Source organism: Albibacterium profundi, from assembly GCF_042159835.1.
In the GTDB taxonomy this organism is placed as follows: domain Bacteria; phylum Bacteroidota; class Bacteroidia; order Sphingobacteriales; family Sphingobacteriaceae; genus Albibacterium; species Albibacterium profundi.
Window position 1 is genome coordinate 84,715 of record NZ_JBBVGT010000002.1, and the last position, 23,535, is coordinate 108,249.

The following is a 23,535-nucleotide window of genomic DNA, read 5'->3' on the forward strand; positions in this document are numbered from 1 at the left end:
CATGTTTAGACAAATAACAAACTTAAACGGTGACGAAAGGTATTTAATATTTTCATTATTAATCTTCCTGATATTTTTTATTGTCGTGGGCATTATGCTTATCCGAATGAAGAAAGACTATTCTGACCATATGAGCGAAATGCCATTGGAAGACAATGAGAATGAATTCACTAACCCGCAAGAATAATATACTATGAAATCAATTATTCTAGATTCAACAGCAGCAGCAACGGAGGCGGCATTGGAACCTATATTCGAGCTAAGTCCGATTAATCTCCTCATCATTGTAACATTAGTTCTTTTTGTTATTCTATTCGTCGGCGCGCTTGCCGTATTAAAATCACTGAAGACTTTGGTTCGGGTTACGATGCCGGAGTTAGAAGAAGAGCAAAAAGCACAAATTGCCTCAAAGTTGGAAAAAAAGAGAGACCGAAGAGCTTGGTGGAATAAAGTCGCCGGCCTAAATCCAATGGAGACTGAAGAGGAAATCATGATCGACCATGAGTATGATGGGATTAGAGAGTTAGACAACCCTACACCTCTCTGGTTTAATGCATTGTTTTATTCAACAATCGTCTTTGCAATAGGTTATATATTAGTATACGACGTATTCGGATGGGGAATGAATCAAGAAGAAGAATACTTGGCACAAATGGAGCTAGCAGAGGCAGAGCGACTAGCTTACTTAGAGGCGTCCGGTAGTAATGTTGATGAAAACTCGGTGACGGTAGATTTATCACCGGAGTTTGTCGCCGCTGGACAAGAGATTTATTTATTGAATTGCGGTATGTGTCACGGTAATCAGGGAGAGGGTATGATCGGACCAAACCTTACCGACGACTTCTGGATCCATGGTGGTGAAGTTGGTGATATTTTCAGAACGATCAAATATGGCGTCCCCGATAAAGGAATGGTGCCTTGGGAAGCTAACTTGACACCTGTACAGATTGCTCAAGTAGCAAACTATATCGTTTCCATCGTCGGCACCAACCCTCCGAACGCGAAACCTGCCGAAGGGGAAAAAATGGAGGGCCGTGCAAGCGACGCTGCTGGCGAAGCTAGCGCAGAAACGGAAGAAACCGTAGAAGAAACATCAACAGCACAAGAAACGTCGATTTAATTTGGCAATAAACATTAATTGGAAAGAGAGGGAAAGAGAAAATGGCAAGCTCGGAGTATCAGCCTACAATAAGCGAAAAAAGTTCACGTCCACTTTATGTTAAAAAACCAAGTGGAAAGCTCCTGAATTACAGGCAGTGGTTCGGCTATTTCTTAGTAATCATCTTTTTAATCATGCCATTTATTAAAGTAAATGGTGAGCCGTTTCTCCTATTCAATGTTATTGAACGAAAGTTTGTAATTTTCGGCACCGTATTTTGGCCTCAAGATCTACATATCTTCGTATTCGGCATGCTTATCGGCCTCGTATTCATCGTTCTTTTTACAGCAGTATATGGTAGAGTCTGGTGTGGATGGGCCTGTCCCCAGACTATTTTCTTAGAACTGATTTTTAGGAAAATCGAATATTGGATTGAAGGTGATGCTAATCAACAAAGAAAACGCGACCAAGGTCCGAACACGCCAGATAAGATATTCAAAAAGACGTTAAAACATATCATTTATTTTGTTATTTCATTTTTAATTTCAAATCTATTTCTGGCCTATGTAATAGGAGTTGATGCCTTATATCAAATCATTACCGAACCTGTGAGCCAACATATTGGCGGCCTCATATCAATGATTGTATTTACATTTATGTTTTACGGCGTATTTGCTTTTGTTCGCGAAATTGTCTGTACGCATATTTGTCCTTACGGGAGGCTACAAGGTGTTCTTCTTGATGATCAGAGCTTGGTGGTTGCCTATAATTATCAGCGCGGCGAACCCAGAGGTAAACTAAAGAAAGGTACAGAACAAGAACTGGGGGATTGCATAGATTGTACGCTATGCGTTCAGGTATGCCCTACGGGTATCGATATCCGGGACGGACTGCAGTTGGAATGCGTGAATTGCACAGCGTGTATTGATGCATGTGATAGCGTTATGGAAAAGATAGATCGTCCGAAACGCTTGATTGGCTTTTATTCTTCGAAACAAATTGAAGAAAACACATCAGAGAAGAACACACCCCGAATTATATCCTATTCGATTGTTCTTGTCGTTCTCCTAGCAATCTTTGGCTGGTTGATACTTTCAAGATCTGAGGTTGACGGCACTCTTTTAAGAGCCAAAGGAACGAGCTATCAGGTTAACCAAACTGAAGGAACCGTTAACAATTTGTATAATTTAGAGCTGATTAATAAATCTAATAACGTATTGCCTTTTGTCTTAGATACAGAAGATCCTAACTTTACCATTAAACTCGTTAATCCGAGGTCAGAGTTGAAACCGGGAGAGACCGCAAAATTTAGTTTTTTCCTGATCAACGAGTCTAAGAATATAACAACTTATAAAACAGATGTAAGAGTAAAAGTGCTTTCTGGTGATCGTACCTTGGAAACACTAAAAACAACTTTTATATCACCACCGGGAAACTAACATGAATTGGGGCGTAAAAATTTTCATTACCTTATTATTATTTGTCATTATCGCTGTCAGCACGGGGATCTATATGGTCAGCAACGACCACGATTCGCTCATCGAAGAGGACTATTACGAAAAGGGACTTGAATACGATTCTACCTACAATCATAAAACGAACGTGAAGGAATTAAACCTAGAACCACAGTTGGTCGTTGATAGCGGTTACATGGTCATCCAGTTTCAAGAAACTGGCAGCAATGGTCTATTGGCGTTGCGGCGAGAATCCGATTCATCACAAGATCTAGAACTCCCCTTTTCGACGAAAAGCAATGTTTTTAGACTCCCAATCGCTGACCTCAGTGACGGCAGATGGAATATACGAATTGACTGGAAGAGTCATAAGGGGGTTCCGCTGTTATTTGAAAAAAGTATATATATCCGATGAATGCTGACTATTTAGCTTTCTTTATGGGCCTGTTAGGCAGTCTCCACTGCGTTGCGATGTGTGGCCCCCTCCTGCTTGCTTTGCCGACAACCGGCAAGACCCATACTCAACTCGTGGTAAACCGCATCATCTATCAAATAGGCAGAATCCTCACCTATGCATCATTTGGTCTTATCATAGGCACGATTTCGGTCGGTGCCGAGTACAGAGGCTGGCAGCAAGGGCTAAGTCTCTTTACCGGAGCTTTGTTGATAACGATGGGCTTATTCACTCTATTAGGTCATCATTCAAACCGACTCATTGTAGTACAGCAGAGACTCTTTGCACCTCTATATAAAAAAATGGGCTATTGGCTATATAAACCTGGTGGAAATTTCCTAGCAGGTATGTTAAATGGTTTTCTTCCATGTGGAATGGTCTATATGGCACTGGCAACCGCTTTAAGTACAGGCAGTACGTTGGCGGGTGGTAAATTCATGCTATTGTTTGGCTTTGGCACATTGCCTCTGATGCTATTGACCGGAATAGCCGGATCCTATATCAAAAGATATATACCTTTCAATCTGTCCTCGTGGTTGCCTTTTCTTTTTCTGGTTATGGGAACCTGGTTCATACTTCGCGGTGCCGACCTTAACATCCCCTACTTGAGTCCGTTAATTTACCCCGAAGGTATGGTTACTTGTAATTAAGTGCCTACCTTTGCAAAATGTCTTCTAAAACAGAACGATATACAAAACTAATCAAAGATGAAGCCCAGCGTTTGGGCTTTCTCTCCTGTGGAATATCGAAGGCAGACTATTTGGAGCATGAGGCTCCCTACCTAGAAAATTGGCTCAAACAAGGTTATCATGGCCAATTATCCTATATGGAAAACCACTTCGATAAACGCCTGGATCCGAGACTCTTGATGGATGGTGCTAAATCTATTATTTCTCTTTCGTACAACTACTATACGAGTGATAAACAGACTGATCTCAATGCTCCTAAAATTTCAAAATACGCATACGGTGTTGACTATCACTTTATTATAAAAGAGAAACTCAAAGAGCTGCTCTCCTTTATTCAAGATCATATTGGTGAAGTATCCGGGCGTGCTTTTGTCGACTCCGCGCCGATCCTCGACAAAGCCTGGGCGGAAAAATCTGGTTTAGGATGGGTAGGAAAGCACAGCCTCCTTCTTTCGAAGAGCAAAGGTTCGTTTTTCTTTCTGGCGGAGTTAGTTGTCGACTTAGAGCTTGAGTATGAACAACATTTGGCGACGGATCATTGCGGTAGTTGCACACGATGCATTGATGCATGTCCGACAGGTGCGCTGCAAGGAAATAAGGTTGTCGATGCCAGTCGATGTATTTCCTATTTAACAATCGAGCTCAAAGATGAAATACCAACAGAGTTTAGTGGAAAAATGGATAATTGGATGTTCGGTTGTGACGTATGTCAAGACGTATGCCCGTGGAACCGTTTTTCGATTCAACATCAAGAACCAAGATTTACCCCCCACCCTCGTCTATTAGAGATGAATAAGAAAGAATGGGACGAAATAACCAAGGATACCTTCAATGAGATCTTTAAAAAGTCGGCTGTCAAGCGAGCAAAGTATACGGGCTTGCAACGAAACATCGCCTTTCTTAATTCTCACTCAGAAGACGACACCCAACATTAAAATCTACTATTTCTTAAATCTATCCTGCAAATTCTTTAACATGTCCGGTGTAATGGGCTTAGATGGCTTCTGTGAACGCTTATGATCCTTTCTGTAGTTCGTCGTCGGTTCATTTGCACGTGAAGTACCCTTTCCTGTGCCTCTATCTAACTCACCTGATGAGCGGGTAGACGCCTGAGGTTGAGGCCGCTGAGTATTATTTGACGATGCGGGTTGAGCCGCATGCTGCTCTCCTTCGCTTTTCGGAGCCTGTCGGCATCGGTTCCAGATCTGCTCAAGACATTTTTTAGTATACATTGGGAAGTCGCCACGCATCATCCAGGAATAGTAGCTAGGTTCAATTTTAAAAACATCCACTACTGCCTTGCCTTTGTGCTTCCCGAAACTAAACACTTCAATATTATCGCTGTTATATACCAATCTACCGGCAAAATCAACTGTACGATTTAGATTCGTAAATTTATGTAAAGCCTCAATATCATTGACCACCGGAACAGAAACATTACCACTTTTATCGGCCCACTCCTGACCTTCATATCGCTGAACCTGAGCTTTTAAAACTTCAAAAGTCGCTCTCACATCAGCTTCAGCTGAATGTGCGTTTACCAGCTCTTTATCACAGTAAAACTTGTAAGCCGCTTTTAAAGTTCGCTGCTCCATTTGGTGGAAAATATTTTGCACATCGACAAAAAACCGGTTTGCTATAGAAAAATCTGTATTAGCACGTAGGAACTCCTCCATTAATAACGGAATATCAAATTTATTCGAATTATACCCACCCAGGTCAGCGTCGCCCAGAAATTCTGCCAACTCAGCTGCTATCTCTTTAAAAGTAGGCGCATTGGCTACATCTTCATCATAAATTCCATGAACGACCGATGACTCATACGGGATAGGCATCTCAGGGTTAATACGCAGTGTTCTAAGCTCTTCCGCGCCGTCGGGATAGGCTTTCAATACACAAAGTTCGACAATCCTATCTGATGCAACGTTGACACCCGTCGTTTCCAAATCAAATATAGCTAATGGTCGTTTTAATTTTAAAGTCATGTGTTAGTTTAATAAAGGATAATAAAAGGAAAGATAGTCAATAAATTAGCCTAGAATTAATATCCCAAGTAAGATACCAATGATCATCACGGCATACAATAGCACCTCTGAGCTAGCGTAATAAATCAGGTGCTGCCATATAGTTTCCTTTTTCTTAGGTTTCATACAATACAAAAGTACAAATTCAATTCTTAATACGATTATAAAATGGATCCTCCGCGTGAAAAATATTTATAGTACCAAGGATCTTTTAGATTGCTGATGATCACTCCTTTCGATGTTGACACATGAACAAAGCGACTATTTCCCAAGTAAATGCCTACATGGTCAAACCTTCCTCCATTAAAATTAAAGAATATCAGATCACCTTCTCTGAGTTGATTCTCATATTTCCTTTTAACAATCTTAGACATATCTTCAGCGGTACGCGGCAATTCCTTTCCATACACTTCGTGAACGAGCTGCTTTGCAAAAGCAGAACAGTCAATTCCTCTTCTGTCCAGCCCTCCTAATCGATGAGGAATACCCATCCAGTTATCAATATACTGGTATAAGTCGATATTATCAATATCCGAGACATCTACACCAATAATATCCGCATACTTTTCGGCAATATTTCTATTGGTTTTCCCAGTCGACCGCTCCGCACGGTCTTTTCCAACGGGTGCATTTTTAGAATAAGACGGACCCACCCGTTCTGGCCGAGCTAGACAACTTGACAATACAGTTGCTGATAAAAATAAAATGCAACCTATTATGAAGTCTCTTCTGATCATGTCTAATGATGTAGTTCTTCCGTCAACTGCTCTATCTTAACGTGATTATTTTCACTAATTTCTGTCAATCGTGCTCCAACTATTTCGTTTACCAACAAAGGGTCATATGGAGTTTCAACTTTCACATAATTAGGTGTAAAGCCATGCATCAACCCGTTTTTTTCGTCCGATTCAAACAGTACTTCACCTTCTTTCCCTAACTGTTCTTCATAAAACAAACGTCTTTTTTTCTCGGAAAGTATATGGAGCATTTTACTTCGGTCTGAGCGACTGCTTCCTGGAACTGACCCTTCCATTTGCGCAGCAATGGTATTTTCACGTTCTGAATAAGTAAAAACATGTAGGTAAGAGACCGGCAGTTCATTTATAAATTTATAGGTTTCCAAGAAGTCTTCGCGCTCTTCTCCGGGGAAACCAACAATCACATCGACCCCTATACAACAGTCAGGCATCAATGCTTTAATTGTTTTCACACGTTCCGCATAGAGTTCTCTTTTGTACCGTCTCCTCATTTTTCCCAGAATCTTATTTGATCCCGACTGCAAAGGCATATGAAAATGAGGAACAAAACGTTTGGATGAAGCGACAAAATGAATAACTTCATTGGACAATAAATTGGGTTCGATTGACGATATCCTAAACCTTTTGATCCCTTCCACCTCATCCAAGGCTTTGATAAGATCTAAGAAAGTCTCTTCCCTCTTACCTTTATGCAACCCAAAATCACCAATATTAACACCGGTCAGCACAATCTCCTTGATACCTGACTCAGCTATTTCCTTTGCCTGCGTCACAATATCAGCGATATAACCACTGCGACTGGCTCCGCGCGCCAAGGGTATTGTACAAAACGTACAAGAATATTCGCAGCCATCCTGTACCTTCAAAAAAGTACGAGTCCTGTCGCCTATTGAAAAGGCTGGAACAAAAACATTGGTTGTTTCAATTGGCTCATTATGAATAATCGCTTTCGGTTGCTTTGTCAACTCATTGATGTGCTCAATAATATTAAACTTTTCAGCAGCTCCCAACACCATATCTACCCCTTTAATTTCTGCTATTTCTTTCGGCTTAAGCTGCGCATAACAGCCGACTATAGTTATATAAGCCTCCGGAGAATATTTTAAAGCTTCTTTCACAACCTTCCTACACTTCCGATCAGCATGATCCGTCACGGAGCAAGTATTTATTACGTATACATCCGCCCGCTCATTGAACGCAACCGGTTCATAACCTGCATCTTGAAATAATCTACCGATTGATGAGGTCTCTGAAAAATTCAATTTACAACCTAGTGTATAAAAAGCAACTTTCTTCGTCATAATATGCTGCAAAAATAAGAATTATTTAAGATAACTAACCTTCTTGCGTATATTTGTGATGATGAATACCAAAGATCTCTTAAAGAAAGCCTCTGATTTTCAATTCTTGACCTTAGAAGAAGGTCTCTACCTTTACCATCATGCTTCTACAGCAGAATTAATGTATACCGCAAATGAACTCCGAAAGATCCAGGTACCACACGGGAAAGTGACCTGGCAAATCGATCGAAATGTCAATACTACCAATGTCTGCATTGCTAACTGTAAGTTTTGTAATTTCTTTCGCCGACCAGGCCATGAGGAAAGTTACATCACCGATATCGAAACCTATAAGATCAAAATAGAGGAAACCTTTCGCTTTGGTGGAGATCAGCTTTTGCTTCAAGGCGGACATCATCCCGATTTAGGACTTTCTTATTATACAACATTATTTAGACAGCTCAAGGAGCTTTATCCTAGTTTAAAACTTCATGCCTTGGGGCCACCAGAAGTAGCTCATATATGTAAATTGGAAGATATGAGCCATACAGCGGTATTAAAAGCTTTAAAAGAATCGGGACTCGATTCCCTGCCGGGCGCAGGCGCAGAGATATTGAATGATCGTGTTCGCCGCCTCATTTCGAAAGGCAAATGCGGTGGAAAAGAATGGTTGGATATTATGGAGGCAGCCCACCAACTTCATATATCAACATCAGCAACCATGATGTTCGGACATATTGAAACTTTACATGAACGCTTTGAACATCTTGTATGGATTCGGGAAGTTCAGACCAAAAAACCCAACGATGCAGACGGGTTTATTGCGTTTATCCCATGGCCTTTTCAAGATGACGGGACTCTTTTAAAGAAAGTTCGTGGTATTTCAAACAATGTAACAAGTGACGAGTACATCCGCATGATCGCTCTTAGTAGGATCATGTTACCCAATATTAAAAACATCCAGGCCTCTTGGCTAACAGTCGGGGAGAAAACCGGACAAATATGCCTACACTCAGGAGCAAATGATTTCGGGTCCATTATGATCGAGGAAAACGTCGTGTCAGCGGCAGGTGCACCTCACCGCTTTACGTCACAAACCATCCAGAACGCGATTAAAAATGCTGGTTTCGAACCCCAACTTCGAAACCAACGCTATCAATGGCGCGAAATCCCGGCGACTATGGAAGAACAGGTTATTGATTATTGAGTATCATGATTGATCAACTTGAACAACAGATCGAAGCACTTATTTTTGCGTCGGAACAAAGTATTTCTACGAAAGAAATTAAAGAAATACTTCAGGCTACTTTTGAACAAGAAATTAGTATAGATGCCATCGACAAACACGTCAATGCAATAGAAGCTAAGTATGCCGAGGATCGTCACGCTATCGGGCTAGTGCGAATAAATGGCGGATTCCAGTTTCTTACGAAACCAACTTATTTCGCTGTCATTAACCAACTTCAAATTCACCGATCAAAGAAAAAACTTAGTCAGGCTGCCCTTGAAACACTTGCAATCATTGCTTATCAAGAACCCATTACCAAGCTTGAGATTGAACAGATCCGTGGGGTTAATTGCGACTATTCGATTCGTATGTTGTTAGAGAAGGAGCTAGTTACCATTCTCGGAAAAGCTGAAAGTGTAGGCAGGCCTTTACTCTACGGTGTGAGTCCTTTATTCCAGGATTATTTTGGAATCAATTCAAAATCAGAACTACCCAAATTGAAAGATGTTATCTCTGAGGAAAACTTCATAGGTTCTTCAAATGAGTAGCTGCCATGGACAGGCAATAAAAAAACAGAAAAATTTTTTAGGAATTTAATTCAAATACTTTGTACTTTTATAATAACAAATGCAACAGAAAAATTTTGAATTAATCTATGAAAACGCCGGGAAAACCTCTAAAATCGGATCGATTATCAGAGGGCTTAGACAAGAAGATGGAGCGCCAGGACACATTTGATGAGTTTGATGATGAACTGGATTTCGATGGATTCGACAACTTCGATGAGCTAAGCGATTACGATGATGATGACGATGATTATTAATCGTGTCTATCAAAAAAATTAGGTAGATTGATGCAAAAGCATCAATCTACCCTGAAATCTTTGTACACTTTTTAGCACGAATACTAATACTCTCCGCGAACTTTTCTCAACTCTTCGTAAAGTTCAATCACCTTCTTTTGCAACGCAATAATCTCTTCCTCTCTCCCATTCAATTTTTCTAAGGTCGTTTCCAACTCACTGTTGTACTTCTTTTGATCGTCTGCATCATTGTAGGTCAGTAATTCCACAATGCTTAGATCGAACAACTGTGAAATCTGATCCAATCTAGAGAGATTAACATCAGTAATACCGGTTTCTATCTTTGAGAAGGCAGGAATAGAGATGTCCAAACGTTTTGCAACATCTTCTTGGCTCCAACCTCTTTGGTGTCTTAATAATCTTATTTTCTTTCCGAGATTCTTCATGTATTATATAAACTGGATAAATATTTAACTAATGGTATTATAGCAAAGATACAATTAACAAGTTAAGAAATAAATACATCGGCAAAATTAACTACACTAATTCCCCCAAAATTAGCATAGCTCATAAACAATAAATTCTTCCCAGAGGAATCCATCTCTTTTAAATGGTCCTTTAAGCCCAACACGGTGTTAAAACAAACAATATCTTCGTTATTAAATGCTTTTCTTAGCAATTCGTCGCTCACCGGCTCCATATTCTTTTGCTTGAAGGATTCTTGATTAATGAAAATAATTGGAACATCCGCTTTGTTCATACTATCTTTATATCCCGAAAGAAAATTTTCGTTTAAACCAGCATTAGAAGGTAGTTCCATAATAGCTACTAAGGTCTTATCGGGATACTGTTCCTTTACGGCCTGCACAGATGCTGCGACTTTAGAAGGCGTGTGTGCAAAATCCTTATACACCACACTATCGTTATTACTGGTCACGAACTCAAGTCTTCGTGCTGCACCTTTGAACGATTTAATCGCATCATAAAACTCTTCGCGACTAATTCCAATCCACTCACATACGGTATAAGCGGCTGCTAAGTTCGACAAGTTATGGCGACCGAAGACCTGCAACGGTATCTCACCTACAGGAGTTGAAACTGATGTTTGGCCTTTATTAATGGTGAATTCCGGCGTCCTATATCCATGTTTATTAATATTCGAACTATCTTCAGCGACTAATTCCTGAACCTTTTTATCCTCTTTATTATAAATCAGTGTCCCTTTAGGTTCGATGCTCTTAATAAACAGGTTAAACTGATGCAAATAACTGTCGAACGTCGGATACACATCCACATGATCCCAAGCAAGGCCACTAATTAAAGCGATATTCGCTTTATAGAGTAAAAACTTGGGTCGTTTATCCTCGACGGAAGCCAAATAATCATCACCTTCAATAATAACAATCGGTGCATCCTTGGATATCCGTACAGAATTCTCAAAACCTTCCAATTCAGCACCCACGACATAGTCAAAGTCACGTTCCAACTCCTTAAGGACATGCATAATCATGGAGGTTATTGTGGTTTTTCCATAGCTCCCGCCAATGACCACGCGTGTCTTGTTAACCGATTGCTCGTAAATAAATTCAGGATAAGAATAGACGGTAAGTCCGAGCTCCTTCGCTTTTAAGAGCTCGGGATTATCCTCTTTGGCATGCATCCCCAAAATGACAGCATCGATTTGATCGTCTATTTTCTCCGGGAACCAGCCGTTTTCTTTCGGAAGTAAGGCATTTGCCTTCAAATTCGTATAAGCGGGTTCAAAGATATAATCGTCAGAACCGCTCACTATATAGCCTTTTTTTGCTAATGCTATTGCCAGATAATGCATTATACTTCCGCCAATAGCAATAAAATGGACCCGCATAGCTAGTCGTTTACTTTTTCAAATATAAATTTCGCCGCAACCCAGTTCTCCTTCTCTTTGTAAGAAGCAAATGAAAAACCAAGCTTCTCTGCTGCAGCCTTAAGCATGTCTAAATCCTCTCCATCGTAAAAACCACTGAGAAGTAAAATCCCACCTTGCGTAATTGCACGAGCATAATGCTCAAGCTGTTCTAACAATATATTACGATTGATATTTGCCAATATAATATCGAAATCACTGTCAGGAATAGCTTGGAAAGAACCCTCTAAAGCATACATATTCTCCACCTTGTTCAGTTGCATATTCTCCCGTGTGCTTTCCACACAGACGGGGTCATTGTCAATGGAAACAACTTCAGCTGCTAAAAGTTTGCTTGCTAAAATACTCAGTATCCCCGTCCCACAACCCATATCCAGCACCAACATGTCCTTTAACTCGGTTTCAAGCAAGCACTCCATCATCAACGATGTTGTTTGATGGTGACCGGTACCAAAAGCCATTTTCGGGTCAATCACAATTTCGTAGGGGAATTGACTCGCAGCCTCATGAAAGGTTGCGCGCACGTACACTTGATCTTGAATGACAATGGGCTGGAAATTAGACTCCCATAACTCGTTCCAATTTTGATGTTCTATTGAAGACATTTCATAATGCACATCAAATTCAGGATCTAAACTCAGCAGAAGTGTTTCCAATTCAACCGGATTGAAATTCACCTCAGGCACATATGCTTTGAAACCAGTGTCTGTCGACTCAAACGTATCAAAACCGATAGTAGCTAACTCGTTGATGAATAGATCCTGTTGCCAGTCGTTTGCCGGCTTGCAAATGAAATTAAACTCTAAATAGTTCATCAATATTTCTTATCCTACTAGTTCAAAACCTTAATGATGTCCACAAAATCTCTTGATTTCAGTGACGCACCACCAATTAGGCCACCGTCAATATCCGCTTGTGCAAAAAGATCCGGCGCATTCTTGGGGTTACAACTCCCCCCATAAAGAATCGTTGTAGCATCTGCAGTTTCTTGATCAAAGTTATTTGCAATTTCGTTTCTGATAAAGGCATGCACCTCTTGAGCTTGCTCTGGGGTTGCCGTCAAACCCGTCCCTATCGCCCAAACAGGCTCATACGCTAAAACAACCTGTTTAAACTCTTCTTCTGATAGATGAAAAACAGTCTCTTTCAACTGCTTCGACAAAACATCCCAAAAATCACCCGCTTCTCTTTCCTCTTTTGTTTCACCTATACAAAAGATAGGCTTCAATCTATTCTTAAGAGCCTGATCTACTTTAATCTCAAGTAGCTTTTCATCTTCTGCAAAATAAGCACGTCTTTCGGAGTGGCCCAATATAACGTAATCCGCGCCAGTCGACTTCACCTGCTTGGCCGAAACTTCGCCAGTATATGCACCGGCATCATGTTGACTAATGTTTTGAGCACCAACAGAAACTACAGCGGAATTTGCCGACTGTTTGGCGATATGATGCAAATGAATAAATGGGCTACATACAATGACTTGTTGGTCTCCTCGCGCTTCATCATTTACCATATTCAATATTTCTGAAAACAAACTTATTCCTTCTTCATACCCCAAGTTCATTTTCCAATTTCCGGCTACTATTTTTTTTCTCATATTAACTATTCTTTAATTTTTTCTGTATTTTGTTGTCAAATCAAAAACAAAGCGCAGGATCTCTTTTTCAATTTCGTCAAATTTACTATTACGTCTTTGAAAAACCAATTCGCAGGTCTGAAACATCTTGTCGATATCATAAATATTCATACCCTCGGAACCACCCCACGAAAAATCCGGCACAAATGTGGGCGGCATCCCCGCACCGAAAACATTTGAACAAATTCCAACCACGGTTCCCGTGTTAAATGATGTGTTGATTGCCGAACGCATATGATCTCCGATTATGACACCACAAAAGCCTAGACCTGTGTCTCTTCTGTCATCTAAGCCATAATGATACATTTTAACGGCTTGACTGTTATTTTTCATATTTGAGTTACTGGTTCCAGCTCCCAAATTACACCATTCACCGACAACAGCGCTCCCAAGATAACCATCATGTCCTTTATTGGAGTTGCCCCAAACAACGCTCGTATTCAATTCACCAGCGACTTTACAATGCGGCCCCACAGAAACATTGCTGTATATCTTTGTCCCCATCTTAACGATCGACTGCTCCCCTAAAGAAAATGCACCTCTAATAGAGCTTCCTTCCCAAACCTGGCTATTTTTACCCAGATAAATAGGCCCTTTAAGCGTATTAAAGTTAGCGCATTCAGCGCTTACTCCGTCATCTACAAAAATACGCTCGCCTAACACTCGGTTAGTCGAGCTCAGGTCAGCACTAGCCCTCCCTTTGGTTAGCGACTCAAAGTCTTTGTTCAGTTCAGCTTCATTATGCAGAAACAAATCTTCCGGATAACGGATCTGTGACACAGATCCGTGGTAATCAATCATTTCCATATCCGTAAAATGAAGTTGATCCATATCCAGTTCCAATAAACTATCGTTGGAATGCTCAGTGTATTTCAGAGCAATCACCTCTTGTTCAGTGCGTAGGCCTTGACCAACTTTCAAGTTCTCTATGGCATCTAACAGTCCTTTATCGGGCAATACATTGCCTCGGATCACTAAAACCGTACCCTGCGGAGCTATCAGAGAATATTTTTTGGCTAAATAATTTTCAGTAAGAAAGGAAACAGGTGCATGCAAATAGTTTGACCACTTTTCATCGATCGTCCAAATCCCCGTTCGCAAATTAGAAACCGGCCGGGTTAAGCTTAGCGGATATAGATTTTTCCGCCATGTAGCTCGATCATAAAGGACTACCTGCATAATTATTGGCCTTAGATTAGATTCAACAAAAACACTTAAAATTAAAAAGTCCCGGCAACAATACCGGGACTTTTACAAAAATATTTTAAGATCTTATTTCTTAGCGTAACGATTACGGAACTTGTCAATACGTCCCGCAGTATCAATTAACTTCATTTTACCAGTATAAAACGGGTGTGAAGTATGAGAAATTTCCAATTTAACCAACGGATACTCATTTCCATCTTCCCACTGAATCGTTTCTTTAGTTTCAATACAAGACTTGGTTAAAAAAGAATAATCATTTGACATATCCTTAAAAACCACTGGTCTATAGCTAGTTGGGTGCAAATCTTTTTTCATTGTATTTATATTTTTCTACTATTCTCTCCCTTATCAGGGCGCAAATATACTGTTTTTTAATATAATATATTAGAATTTTTAGTAAAATATTATATATAATGGCATCTAGCCCATTTTTATAATAAGTTCAAGTCCACTGCCACCTTAAACGTCTGACAATGTGCATCTACAATATGACGTATATCAGCTGAATACCCACCACCCATGCTAATTTGCACCGGTATGGCTCGCCGCTTACAATGCTTAAACACCAGCAGATCTCGTTTCTTACAAGCATCCATACTCAACTTTAACTTCCCCAACTTGTCTGTCGCCAAAACATCCACACCAGAAAGGTAAAAAACAAATGCTGGATTCACCTTTTCAAAAAGCTGCGCTAATATAACTTCTAATTGTTTTAGATAATCGTCATCCGTGACACCATCCGGCAAGCCAACATCCAGATCAGACCGCTCCTTCCGGAAAGGGAAGTTCTTTTCACAGTGCATAGAAAATGTAAAAACACGATCGTTATTTTCAAAAATATTAGCAGTCCCATTTCCCTGATGTACATCCAGGTCAATGATCAATACTTTTGAAATCTTCTCTTCATTGAGCAAATAAGTAGCAGCTATAGCTTGATCATTCAATAGACAAAAACCTTCGCCCCAGTCATAACCAGCATGGTGTGTCCCACCTGCAATATTAAAAGCGCAACCAGTATTAAGAGCATAGATTGCTGCACGACGAGTACCTTCTGCTATCCGCTGTTCACGCTCAATTAGTTCCTTGGAAAGCGGAAAACCAATGCGACGTACTTCCGCAGGTGATAGCGTCAAACCTAAAGCTCTTTTCCAATAAGCATCGTCATGGGTTGCAAATACAAAACGATCATCAATTACTTCAGGAGAAAAGAACATCGAAGAATCTGCAATCCCTTGATATAGTAATTGCTCGTAAATCAGCTCATATTTGATCATCGGAAAGCGATGACCGTCCGGTAAAGTATGTACAAAAATGGGATGATATGCAATCACGTCTTAACCCCGTTCATATCTTAGACCAACAAAGCCACAATCTGCCCAAGATAACGCTGATCCACCTCATCAAAATCATTGAGTTTGTAGCTATCGACATCCAGCACCCCGATTACCGTTCCGTTGCTGATGAGCGGAAGTACAATTTCGGATCGCGACAAACTATTGCAAGCAATATGACCTGGGAAGGCATCTACATCAGGAACGAGCAAGGGACGTGCTTCGCTCCATGCCGAACCACATACACCTTTACCTTTTTTAATACGCGTGCAGGCAATAGGCCCTTGAAAGGGACCTAAAACTAACTCATCAGTCGTATCAACTAGATAAAAACCAACCCAGAAAAAATCAAATTGTGTCTTCAGGGCGGCAGCCACGTTCGCCATATTAGCAACACGATTAGACTCGCCAGCCAGCAAGGCCTTCAACTGCGGCAATAGATTTCGATATTGTTCTTCTTTGGTACCTGAAACAGTAACTAAATTTTCCGACATCGTATTTAGTTTTCTACAAACTCATGTTCTTTTGCCGCAAGATAACGTTCAGCTTCCAATGCAGCCATACAGCCGGTACCTGCTGCCGTCACGGCTTGGCGATAAACGTGGTCCTGAACATCACCACATGCAAACACACCCTCAATATTGGTTTGCGTGCTATCATGCTTCGTTATGAGGTAACCGTTTGCATCCATATCGATAGAGTCAATAAACAATTCTGTATTAGGTTGGTGTCCAATGGCCACAAAGAAACCGGTTACGTCAATTGTTGACTCCTCGTTGGTCTGATTATTAATCACACGCACGCCGGTTACATTCTGTCCGTCGCCTAAAATCTCCTTCGTTTCGGTATGGTAATAGATTTCAATATTAGGTGTGCTTAATACACGGTGCTGCATTACTTTAGACGCCCGAAATTCATCGCGACGTACCAGCATGTGCACTTTCTTACAAAGCTTTGCCAAATACGTTGCTTCCTCGGCAGCGGTATCGCCGGCCCCAACAATAGCCACCTCTTGTCCTTTAAAGAAAAAGCCATCGCATACCGCACAGGCCGAAACGCCAAATCCATTATATTTTTGTTCACTCTCCAATCCCAACCACTTCGCACTGGCACCTGTCGCAATAATTACCGAATCAGCGGTAATCGTCTTGTTTCCATCAACAACTACGGTGTGAACTGAGCCTTTAAAGTCTACCTTACTAACATGTCCAAAGCGAATATCTGCACCAAAGCGCTCCGCTTGCTTCTTAAAATCTTCCATCATCAAAGGACCAGTAATTCCATCTGGATAACCCGGATAATTCTCAACATCATTCGTGGTGGTGAGCTGCCCTCCCATGACAATACCAGTATATAAGACCGGTTTCAGATCTGCGCGCGCAGCATAAATCGCCGCCGTATAACCTGCAGGTCCTGAACCGATAATCAGACATTTTACGTGTTCTGTCGCTTGTATATTTTCTTCAGCCATTATTTATAATTTTATGAAAAACAAAAGTAATAAAATTTAACCCATCAATTGTCGGTTAAACTTCAAAAGATACCCTATCAAAGCCTACGTTTGCAAAACCCCTACATTGAATTTTTGAGTAATCGGCGACTGATTCGCCGCCTCAATCCCCATCGAAATGGCCTGCCGAGTCTGCAGTGGATCAATCACGCCATCCACCCATAATCGTGCTGCCGCATAGTAAGGATTCGTTTGCAAATCATATCGATCCTTGATTTTGTTCAGCATCTCCTCTTCCTGTTCCGGGGTCAAAGCGTCGCCATTTCTTTTTGATTTTGCAGTCTGGATCTGCATCAAGGTCTTCGCAGCTTGCGCACCACCCATGACCGCAATTTTAGCTGATGGCCAGGCAAAAATCAATCGGGGATCATAGGCCTTACCACACATGGCATAATTCCCTGCACCGTATGAGTTACCGACAACAATCGTAAATTTTGGGACGACGGAATTTGCTACTGCATTAACCATCTTCGCTCCATCTTTAATAATACCACCCTTTTCAGAACGACTACCTACCATAAAGCCGGTTACATCCTGTAGAAATACCAAAGGAATCTTCTTCTGATTGCAATTCATAATAAAGCGTGTAGCCTTATCAGCCGAATCCGAATAAATAGCACCGCCAAATTGCATCTCACCGGTCTTTGTTTTTACGACGTTTCGCTGATTAGCGACAATACCGACCGCCCAGCCGTCAATCCGCCCCAATCCACAGATCAGGGTCTTACCGTAAAGCTCTTTATATTCTTCAAATGACGAATCATCCAGCAGGCGATGGATAATCTCTTTCATATCATAAGGTTCTTCTCGGGAGGCAGGAAGAATCCCATAAATATCTTCTTGTTTCTTTTTCGGTTCCTTGCTTTTTATCCGATCAAAACCCGCAGATTCTGGCGCACCGAGCATGCTCATAATGTTCTTAATAGAATCCAAACAAGTCTGATCATCCGGGAATTTATAATCAGTCACCCCTGAAATTTCACAGTGTGTCGTCGCACCACCCAGCGTCTCATTATCAACAACCTCTCCAATCGCAGACTTTACCAAATATGAACCCGCCAGAAATACCGATCCTGTCCCCTCCACAATCATAGCTTCGTCACTCATAATCGGCAAATAGGCGCCACCTGCCACACATGAGCCCATAATAGCAGATATCTGCACGATTCCTTCTGCACTCATCTTCGCATTATTCCTAAAAATGCGCCCAAAATGCTCTTTATCCGGAAAAATCTCATCCTGCATCGGAAGAAACACACCCGCTGAATCGACCAAATAAATGATCGGCAGACGATTCTCCATGGCAATTTCCTGTGCGCGAAGGTTCTTTTTAGCCGTCATGGGAAACCAAGCACCCGCTTTTACAGTTGCATCATTAGCCACCACAACACATTGCCGGCCAGAAACATAACCGATACCAACAACCACACCGGCTGACGGACAGCCACCTTGCTCTTCGTACATACCATGTGCAGCCAAGGCACCGATTTCCAACCAAGGTTTATCTTGGTCTATTAAATATTCTATTCTTTCGCGGGCCAGCATCTTTCCTTTTGCCCGTTGCTTTTCAGCGGATTTCTCCCCTCCTCCTAAGAATACCTTTTTCAAGGTATTCTTAAGATAGGAAAGTTGTTGCTTATTAAAATCTTCGTTCTTATTAAACTTCAGGTTCATGACCGAAGATAATTCTATTTTTAGAGAAATAGAATTTTATCTGCTATAATTCGGAGCCTCTTTGGTGATCGCTATATTATGAGGATGGCTTTCACGCAATCCAGCACCGGTAATTTTTACAAATTTTGCCTCTTGAAGTTTCTCGATGGTCCCAGCGCCGCAGTAACCCATACTCGCTTTTAAACCACCAACATACTGATAAACTACCTCAGCAAGAGTACCTTTATAAGGAACGCGTCCCACAATTCCTTCAGGAACCAATTTTTTGATATCGTCTTCTACATCTTGAAAATAGCGGTCTTTCGAACCCTGTTCCATCGCTTCAATGGACCCCATTCCACGATAGGATTTAAATTTTCGCCCTTCATAAATAATCGTTTCACCGGGAGCCTCTTCTACACCGGCAAAGAGCGATCCGGCCATAATGGTACTTGCTCCAGATGCGATAGCCTTGGCAATATCACCTGTTTGTTTAATTCCGCCATCTGCGATAATCGGAACTCCGCGACCTTTCAATGCTTTGGCACATTCGTAAACAGCATATAGCTGAGGAACACCCACACCCGCGATGATACGTGTTGTACAAATCGAACCCGGGCCGATGCCTACTTTGATCGCATCGGCACCAGCGTCCGCCAATGCGGTCGCAGCTTCGCCCGTAGCTACATTTCCAACAATTACCTGTAACTCCGGAAATTTAGCCTTTACTTCTTTCAATTTATCGATCACCCCTTTGGAATGACCATGTGCTGTGTCAATGGTAACCACATCTACACCTGCTTCAACCAACGCAGCGATACGATCTAAGGTATCAGGTGTAACCCCAACGGCTGCTCCAACACGCAAACGTCCGTGTTCATCTTTCGCCGCACTCGGGAAGTGTTTAAACTTTTGGATATCTTTAAACGTAATCAAGCCTTTTAAAATTCCGTTCCTGTCAACAACCGGTAGCTTTTCTATCTTATGGTTTTGCAAAATTTCTTCCGCTTGAACCAAGTTGGTTCCTATTGGTGCTACAACCAAATTATCTTTGGTCATCAAGTCCACAATCGGAATATTCATATCTTTTTGGAAACGTAGATCGCGGTTGGTTACAATACCCACCAACTTGTTTTGTTCATCAACTACCGGAATACCGCCGATCTTGTTTTCTTTCATGATCTTAAAAGCATCCTGAACAATTGCCTTTTCATTCAAAACGACAGGGTCTTGAATCATACCACTCTCCGAACGCTTTACTTTTCTGACTTCTTGAGCTTGAGCTTCAATCGTCATGTTTTTATGCAACATCCCAATTCCTCCTGCCTGTGCTAACGCAATCGCTAGATCAGACTCAGTGATGGTATCCATCGCCGCTGATATTAATGGAATATTAAGTTGAATTTTTTTAGTAAGAAAAGTTCGTGTGTCCACATCGCGTGGTAAAACTTCTGAATAAGCCGGTACTAATAATACATCGTCGTAGGTAAGGCCTTCTGCTACGAATTTTTGTGGATCTAACTGCATGGCAAAACGATTTGGAGTTATTTTTTGCCGGGCAAATTTACTGAGAATATTCGGTAATTAAAAGAGTCATCGTATTCCATTCCGTCAAAATACTTTCATATTTTTCTATCTTTGCCCCCATGCGTAAACTATCGATGGATGAATTGAACCGTCCGACTATAGAACAGTTCAAAAATAGAAAAAAATTACCAGTTGTTCTCCTTTTAGACAGTATTCGCAGTCTACACAACGTAGGTTCTATATTCAGAACAGCAGACGGCTTCGCTATTGAGAGAATAATACTTTGTGGCATTACCGGCCAGCCACCTCATCGGGAAATAGAGAAAACCGCCCTTGGTGCCACGCAATCAATCGATTGGTCCTACGAGAAAAATATAATCAATGCTATTTCCCACCTACGGAAAGAAAATTATCAGATCATAGCTATCGAACAGGCCGATAACAGCCTTTATCTTGATGAATACCAACCTAAAGCCAACAAAAAATATGCATTGATCCTAGGCAACGAAGTGAACGGCGTATCCGACGAAGCCATGGAAATGATCGACAATTGCATTGAGATCCCGCAGTTTGGGACGAAGCATTCACTGAATGTTGTTGTCTCCGCAGGAATCATCCTTTGGGACTTCTATGCCAAAATCACAAAAGGCTAAAGGGCTATTGCTTATCCAAGGTCATTTCGAAGAACTGGAACCAGTTCTCCCCTTGTTTCATCTCACCGATCTCTTTCCATTGCCCCTTTTCGTTTAAAAAGATTATATAACGCATATTACCCATCGGATACCAGTAGAATTTATCTTCAATGAGCTCAGCCTTGAATTTTCCATTCATGCCATTTGCCAAATACGATTGGAACGAATAGCTCTTATCTTTCTTGTTGTAAGTTACGATTGCTAGTGCATTATGGATCGTCCGATCACCATCCATTCCTTTCCCTTCAATAAGCAAAGCTGTCCCATCCAATTTAAAGCTAATATCTTCAGTCTGTGAAAAAGAATTCTTTTGTCCATCCTGCCCCATCATCCAACCTTCACCTTTCCATTTTCCTTCAATGAAAGCAAGTTTTGAGATAGCTTCTTTAGCTTCCTGATCGGTTCCACCCATCTGGGCAAACGTGCAAATGCTGATTAAACAGCATGACAGTAATAAACTGACTGATTTCATAATATTGGTTTTTGGTGTAAAAAGTTGAAGACAAAGTAAGGAAAAGCAATAATAACTTCATGTTTTTTATATGAAGTTATTGTTACCAATTATAACAATTACTTAACTATCAAATACATCGACAGGCAACAGAAAGATCTCGTTTCTAATAAACTATATAAAAACTGTCTTTAAACAGCCTTTATACAGTGGTCAAACAGACCTTTTACCTCTGTTTAGTGTCTGTTTAACCACTGTTTGACCACTGTTCTTCTTGAATAAGTTAAAAACTTTTTCTTTAGATAGAAAAAGGCCATGTTTAAACACGGCCCTTTTCTATCTAAAGAAACACAAACACATATTTAAGCTACCGGCAAAGCGTCTTTGGTTTCGAGCTCAGAGACGCCCATTAAGAATTCATCTACCTTTCTGGCACATTCACGACCTTCGGAGATGGCCCAGACAACAAGCGACTGACCCCGACGCATATCTCCCGCAGCAAAAATCTTATCAGCTGAAGTCCGATAACTACCTTCCTGAGCCTTTACATTTCCGCGTTGGTCATATTCCAATCCCAATTCATTAAGAAGTCCTTCATGCTGTGGATGCAGGAATCCCATAGCCAAGAGCACTAGATTGCAGGGAATTTCACGTTCCGACCCTTCAATTTCAGTGAATTTGACAGGGCGGCCGAGCTGGTCCTTTTCCCATTCTAGATCGACCACCTTCAAGGCTTTCAACTTACCCTGTTCGTCAGCAACAAATTCTTTGGTGTTAACCGACCAGTAGCGTTCGCAACCTTCTTCATGCGACGTAGTTGTCTTCAAAAGCATCGGGTAGGTTGGCCAAGGCATCGCTTCTGTGCGACTAGCAGGCGGTTGAAACATGAGCTCAAACTGGGTAACCGATTTAGCGCCTTGACGATTTGAAGTACCCACACAATCCGAACCTGTATCACCTCCACCAATAACAACAACGTGTTTATCGGTGGCCAAAATATCCTCTTGCTCAAAACTAGAGCTTCCAACTCGCTTATTTTGCTGCTTCAAAAAGTCCATCGCAAAATGCACACCTTTTGCCCCTCGGCCCTGAATTGGGAGATCCCTCGGTATTGTGGATCCACCAGCTAAAACAACAGCATCAAAAGCATTAAGTTCTTTTGCGGTTATGTCTTTGCCAACTTCTGTATTGCAGATAAATACAACACCTTCCTCTTCCATGATATTGATCTTCCGATCGATCACCCATTTATCCAGTTTAAAATCCGGGATCCCGTAGCGCAACAAACCGCCCGGTTTATCATCCCGTTCAAAAACGGTAACCTGATGACCGGCCTTACTTAGTTGAGCGGCAGCTGCCAAGCCCGCGGGACCAGAACCAACCACAGCGACACTTTTTCCACTATTAATCAATACACGTTTTGCTTTTGCATAACCTTTTTTGTATGCGATCTCAGCAATATGTTTTTCGATCTCCTCAATGCTTACCGGCGAGCGGTTAATTCCTAACACACAAGCCGACTCGCAAGGTGCTGGGCAAATTCGACCTGTAAATTCCGGAAAATTATTCGTGGAAGACAAAATCTCATAAGCTTCTTCCCATTTCCCTTTGTATACCGCATCATTAAACTCTGGAATCACATTCCCTAGTGGACAGCCCGAATGGCAAAATGGAATTCCGCAATCCATGCATCGTGCGGCCTGACGATTCAATTCATCATCAGTCAGTGGTTTTACAAATTCGTTTGAATGTTTTAATCGTTCTTCTACTCGTTCTTTTTCAGGAGCCTTTCTATCAAACTCCATAAATCCTGTTATTTTTCCCATGGTTCCTGT

General features: G+C 41.3%; 26 protein-coding genes. 10 read left to right on the forward strand and 16 right to left on the reverse strand.

The genetic code is table 11. The features are described 5' to 3' along the window. The first annotated feature begins 1 nt into the window (after position 1). The 6 genes from WKR92_RS01785 to queG are packed head-to-tail and all read left to right on the forward strand — an operon-like array spanning position 2 to position 4,631. Complete coding sequence (locus tag WKR92_RS01785) at positions 2–187, forward strand: hypothetical protein (protein WP_375556118.1); 186 nt, start codon at positions 2–4, stop codon at positions 185–187. A gap of 6 nt (positions 188–193) precedes the next feature. Further along, complete coding sequence (locus tag WKR92_RS01790) at positions 194–1,120, forward strand: cbb3-type cytochrome c oxidase N-terminal domain-containing protein (RefSeq protein WP_375556119.1); 927 nt, start codon at positions 194–196, stop codon at positions 1,118–1,120. A 41-nt stretch (positions 1,121–1,161) separates the two neighbouring features. Continuing rightward, positions 1,162–2,538 (forward strand): cytochrome c oxidase accessory protein CcoG, encoded by a 1,377-nt coding sequence (gene ccoG, locus WKR92_RS01795; protein ID WP_375556120.1) that lies wholly within the window; start codon positions 1,162–1,164, stop codon positions 2,536–2,538. Position 2,539: 1 nt separating this feature from the next. Beyond that, complete coding sequence (locus WKR92_RS01800) at positions 2,540–2,968, forward strand: FixH family protein (RefSeq protein WP_375556121.1); 429 nt, start codon at positions 2,540–2,542, stop codon at positions 2,966–2,968. Then, positions 2,965–3,657: a sulfite exporter TauE/SafE family protein gene (locus tag WKR92_RS01805; RefSeq protein WP_375556122.1), complete on the forward strand. Its 693-nt coding sequence runs from the start codon at positions 2,965–2,967 to the stop codon at positions 3,655–3,657. The genes WKR92_RS01800 and WKR92_RS01805 overlap by 4 nt, the downstream gene beginning before the upstream one ends. A 17-nt stretch (positions 3,658–3,674) precedes the next feature. Beyond that, positions 3,675–4,631 (forward strand): tRNA epoxyqueuosine(34) reductase QueG, encoded by a 957-nt coding sequence (gene queG / locus WKR92_RS01810; protein ID WP_375556123.1) that lies wholly within the window; start codon positions 3,675–3,677, stop codon positions 4,629–4,631. A 6-nt stretch (positions 4,632–4,637) separates the two neighbouring features. On the opposite strand, the gene WKR92_RS01815 is transcribed toward queG, so the two are convergent. From WKR92_RS01815 to mtaB, 3 genes are all read right to left on the reverse strand, one after another. Continuing rightward, positions 4,638–5,681 carry an exonuclease domain-containing protein gene (locus WKR92_RS01815; protein WP_375556124.1) on the reverse strand — a complete coding sequence of 348 codons (1,044 nt, stop codon included), beginning with the start codon at positions 5,679–5,681 and terminating at the stop codon, positions 4,638–4,640. A 200-nt stretch (positions 5,682–5,881) separates the two neighbouring features. Next, positions 5,882–6,457: a C40 family peptidase gene (locus WKR92_RS01820; RefSeq protein WP_375556125.1), complete on the reverse strand. Its 576-nt coding sequence runs from the start codon at positions 6,455–6,457 to the stop codon at positions 5,882–5,884. 2 nt (positions 6,458–6,459) lie between these two features. Continuing rightward, positions 6,460–7,779 (reverse strand): tRNA (N(6)-L-threonylcarbamoyladenosine(37)-C(2))-methylthiotransferase MtaB, encoded by a 1,320-nt coding sequence (mtaB, locus tag WKR92_RS01825; RefSeq protein WP_375556126.1) that lies wholly within the window; start codon positions 7,777–7,779, stop codon positions 6,460–6,462. A 61-nt stretch (positions 7,780–7,840) separates the two neighbouring features. On the opposite strand from mtaB, the gene WKR92_RS01830 reads away from it, so the two are divergent. The 3 genes from WKR92_RS01830 to WKR92_RS01840 all read left to right on the forward strand — a co-directional run bounded on the left by WKR92_RS01830 (position 7,841) and on the right by WKR92_RS01840 (position 9,809). Further along, on the forward strand, positions 7,841–8,965 hold the full coding sequence (locus WKR92_RS01830) for a CofH family radical SAM protein (RefSeq protein ID WP_375557946.1): 1,125 nt from the start codon (positions 7,841–7,843) through the stop codon (positions 8,963–8,965). Between the two features lie 5 nt (positions 8,966–8,970). Beyond that, a complete protein-coding gene (gene scpB, locus WKR92_RS01835; RefSeq protein ID WP_375556127.1) occupies positions 8,971–9,534 on the forward strand; it encodes an SMC-Scp complex subunit ScpB in 564 nt (187 codons plus the stop codon). A gap of 107 nt (positions 9,535–9,641) precedes the next feature. Continuing rightward, positions 9,642–9,809, forward strand: coding sequence for a hypothetical protein (locus WKR92_RS01840; protein WP_375556128.1), 168 nt, complete (start codon positions 9,642–9,644; stop codon positions 9,807–9,809). Positions 9,810–9,892: 83 nt separating this feature from the next. Here WKR92_RS01840 and WKR92_RS01845 read toward each other — a convergent pair whose 3' ends face one another. The 11 genes from WKR92_RS01845 to guaB form a co-directional block, all read right to left on the reverse strand. Then, positions 9,893–10,234: a helix-turn-helix domain-containing protein gene (locus WKR92_RS01845; protein ID WP_375556129.1), complete on the reverse strand. Its 342-nt coding sequence runs from the start codon at positions 10,232–10,234 to the stop codon at positions 9,893–9,895. A 62-nt stretch (positions 10,235–10,296) separates the two neighbouring features. After that, positions 10,297–11,655 (reverse strand): UDP-N-acetylmuramate--L-alanine ligase, encoded by a 1,359-nt coding sequence (locus tag WKR92_RS01850; RefSeq protein ID WP_375556130.1) that lies wholly within the window; start codon positions 11,653–11,655, stop codon positions 10,297–10,299. Positions 11,656–11,657: 2 nt separating this feature from the next. Next, complete coding sequence (gene prmA, locus WKR92_RS01855) at positions 11,658–12,509, reverse strand: 50S ribosomal protein L11 methyltransferase (RefSeq protein ID WP_375556131.1); 852 nt, start codon at positions 12,507–12,509, stop codon at positions 11,658–11,660. 17 nt (positions 12,510–12,526) lie between these two features. Then, the gene (gene tpiA, locus WKR92_RS01860; RefSeq protein ID WP_375556132.1) at positions 12,527–13,291 is read right to left on the reverse strand and encodes a triose-phosphate isomerase; all 765 of its coding nucleotides are present in this window, start codon (positions 13,289–13,291) and stop codon (positions 12,527–12,529) included. A 12-nt stretch (positions 13,292–13,303) separates the two neighbouring features. Then, positions 13,304–14,509 (reverse strand): putative sugar nucleotidyl transferase, encoded by a 1,206-nt coding sequence (locus WKR92_RS01865; RefSeq protein WP_375556133.1) that lies wholly within the window; start codon positions 14,507–14,509, stop codon positions 13,304–13,306. A 93-nt stretch (positions 14,510–14,602) separates the two neighbouring features. Continuing rightward, positions 14,603–14,851 (reverse strand): type B 50S ribosomal protein L31, encoded by a 249-nt coding sequence (locus WKR92_RS01870; RefSeq protein WP_375556134.1) that lies wholly within the window; start codon positions 14,849–14,851, stop codon positions 14,603–14,605. Positions 14,852–14,967: 116 nt separating this feature from the next. Further along, the gene (locus tag WKR92_RS01875) at positions 14,968–15,867 is read right to left on the reverse strand and encodes a histone deacetylase family protein (protein WP_375556135.1); all 900 of its coding nucleotides are present in this window, start codon (positions 15,865–15,867) and stop codon (positions 14,968–14,970) included. 20 nt (positions 15,868–15,887) lie between these two features. After that, positions 15,888–16,361, reverse strand: coding sequence for a free L-methionine (R)-S-oxide reductase MsrC (gene msrC, locus WKR92_RS01880; RefSeq protein WP_375556136.1), 474 nt, complete (start codon positions 16,359–16,361; stop codon positions 15,888–15,890). A 5-nt stretch (positions 16,362–16,366) separates the two neighbouring features. Beyond that, a complete protein-coding gene (gene trxB, locus WKR92_RS01885; RefSeq protein ID WP_375556137.1) occupies positions 16,367–17,338 on the reverse strand; it encodes a thioredoxin-disulfide reductase in 972 nt (323 codons plus the stop codon). An 84-nt stretch (positions 17,339–17,422) separates the two neighbouring features. Continuing rightward, on the reverse strand, positions 17,423–19,051 hold the full coding sequence (locus tag WKR92_RS01890) for an acyl-CoA carboxylase subunit beta (RefSeq protein ID WP_375556138.1): 1,629 nt from the start codon (positions 19,049–19,051) through the stop codon (positions 17,423–17,425). Between the two features lie 36 nt (positions 19,052–19,087). Continuing rightward, on the reverse strand, positions 19,088–20,557 hold the full coding sequence (guaB, locus tag WKR92_RS01895; RefSeq protein ID WP_375556139.1) for an IMP dehydrogenase: 1,470 nt from the start codon (positions 20,555–20,557) through the stop codon (positions 19,088–19,090). 119 nt (positions 20,558–20,676) lie between these two features. On the opposite strand from guaB, the gene WKR92_RS01900 reads away from it, so the two are divergent. Then, positions 20,677–21,210, forward strand: coding sequence for an RNA methyltransferase (locus WKR92_RS01900; RefSeq protein ID WP_375556140.1), 534 nt, complete (start codon positions 20,677–20,679; stop codon positions 21,208–21,210). Positions 21,211–21,214: 4 nt separating this feature from the next. On the opposite strand, the gene WKR92_RS01905 is transcribed toward WKR92_RS01900, so the two are convergent. Together WKR92_RS01905 and WKR92_RS01910 are read right to left on the reverse strand one after the other, a co-directional pair. After that, positions 21,215–21,721, reverse strand: a complete 507-nt coding sequence (locus WKR92_RS01905) for a hypothetical protein (protein WP_375556141.1) — start codon at positions 21,719–21,721, stop codon at positions 21,215–21,217. Positions 21,722–22,062: 341 nt separating this feature from the next. After that, positions 22,063–23,526 carry a glutamate synthase subunit beta gene (locus WKR92_RS01910; RefSeq protein WP_375556142.1) on the reverse strand — a complete coding sequence of 488 codons (1,464 nt, stop codon included), beginning with the start codon at positions 23,524–23,526 and terminating at the stop codon, positions 22,063–22,065. Between the last annotated feature and the right edge of the window lie 9 nt (positions 23,527–23,535).

Excerpts from the sequence above, each read along its gene's own strand:
- WKR92_RS01840 (WP_375556128.1), top strand. The coding sequence starts at position 9,642 with ATGAAAACGCCGGGAAAACCTCTAAAATCGGATCGATTATCAGAGGGC.
- trxB (WP_375556137.1), bottom strand. The coding sequence starts at position 17,338 with ATGGCTGAAGAAAATATACAAGCGACAGAACACGTAAAATGTCTGATT.
- WKR92_RS01820 (WP_375556125.1), bottom strand. The coding sequence starts at position 6,457 with ATGATCAGAAGAGACTTCATAATAGGTTGCATTTTATTTTTATCAGCA.
- WKR92_RS01800 (WP_375556121.1), top strand. The coding sequence starts at position 2,540 with ATGAATTGGGGCGTAAAAATTTTCATTACCTTATTATTATTTGTCATT.
- WKR92_RS01890 (WP_375556138.1), bottom strand. The coding sequence starts at position 19,051 with ATGAACCTGAAGTTTAATAAGAACGAAGATTTTAATAAGCAACAACTT.
- msrC (WP_375556136.1), bottom strand. The coding sequence starts at position 16,361 with ATGTCGGAAAATTTAGTTACTGTTTCAGGTACCAAAGAAGAACAATAT.
- WKR92_RS01910 (WP_375556142.1), bottom strand. The coding sequence starts at position 23,526 with ATGGGAAAAATAACAGGATTTATGGAGTTTGATAGAAAGGCTCCTGAA.
- WKR92_RS01905 (WP_375556141.1), bottom strand. The coding sequence starts at position 21,721 with ATGAAATCAGTCAGTTTATTACTGTCATGCTGTTTAATCAGCATTTGC.
- WKR92_RS01870 (WP_375556134.1), bottom strand. The coding sequence starts at position 14,851 with ATGAAAAAAGATTTGCACCCAACTAGCTATAGACCAGTGGTTTTTAAG.
- WKR92_RS01900 (WP_375556140.1), top strand. The coding sequence starts at position 20,677 with ATGCGTAAACTATCGATGGATGAATTGAACCGTCCGACTATAGAACAG.
- mtaB (WP_375556126.1), bottom strand. The coding sequence starts at position 7,779 with ATGACGAAGAAAGTTGCTTTTTATACACTAGGTTGTAAATTGAATTTT.
- WKR92_RS01785 (WP_375556118.1), top strand. The coding sequence starts at position 2 with ATGTTTAGACAAATAACAAACTTAAACGGTGACGAAAGGTATTTAATA.
- queG (WP_375556123.1), top strand. The coding sequence starts at position 3,675 with ATGTCTTCTAAAACAGAACGATATACAAAACTAATCAAAGATGAAGCC.
- WKR92_RS01815 (WP_375556124.1), bottom strand. The coding sequence starts at position 5,681 with ATGACTTTAAAATTAAAACGACCATTAGCTATATTTGATTTGGAAACG.
- WKR92_RS01850 (WP_375556130.1), bottom strand. The coding sequence starts at position 11,655 with ATGCGGGTCCATTTTATTGCTATTGGCGGAAGTATAATGCATTATCTG.
- WKR92_RS01790 (WP_375556119.1), top strand. The coding sequence starts at position 194 with ATGAAATCAATTATTCTAGATTCAACAGCAGCAGCAACGGAGGCGGCA.
- WKR92_RS01865 (WP_375556133.1), bottom strand. The coding sequence starts at position 14,509 with ATGCAGGTAGTCCTTTATGATCGAGCTACATGGCGGAAAAATCTATAT.
- ccoG (WP_375556120.1), top strand. The coding sequence starts at position 1,162 with ATGGCAAGCTCGGAGTATCAGCCTACAATAAGCGAAAAAAGTTCACGT.
- tpiA (WP_375556132.1), bottom strand. The coding sequence starts at position 13,291 with ATGAGAAAAAAAATAGTAGCCGGAAATTGGAAAATGAACTTGGGGTAT.
- scpB (WP_375556127.1), top strand. The coding sequence starts at position 8,971 with ATGATTGATCAACTTGAACAACAGATCGAAGCACTTATTTTTGCGTCG.
- prmA (WP_375556131.1), bottom strand. The coding sequence starts at position 12,509 with ATGAACTATTTAGAGTTTAATTTCATTTGCAAGCCGGCAAACGACTGG.
- guaB (WP_375556139.1), bottom strand. The coding sequence starts at position 20,557 with ATGCAGTTAGATCCACAAAAATTCGTAGCAGAAGGCCTTACCTACGAC.
- WKR92_RS01845 (WP_375556129.1), bottom strand. The coding sequence starts at position 10,234 with ATGAAGAATCTCGGAAAGAAAATAAGATTATTAAGACACCAAAGAGGT.
- WKR92_RS01805 (WP_375556122.1), top strand. The coding sequence starts at position 2,965 with ATGAATGCTGACTATTTAGCTTTCTTTATGGGCCTGTTAGGCAGTCTC.
- WKR92_RS01830 (WP_375557946.1), top strand. The coding sequence starts at position 7,841 with ATGAATACCAAAGATCTCTTAAAGAAAGCCTCTGATTTTCAATTCTTG.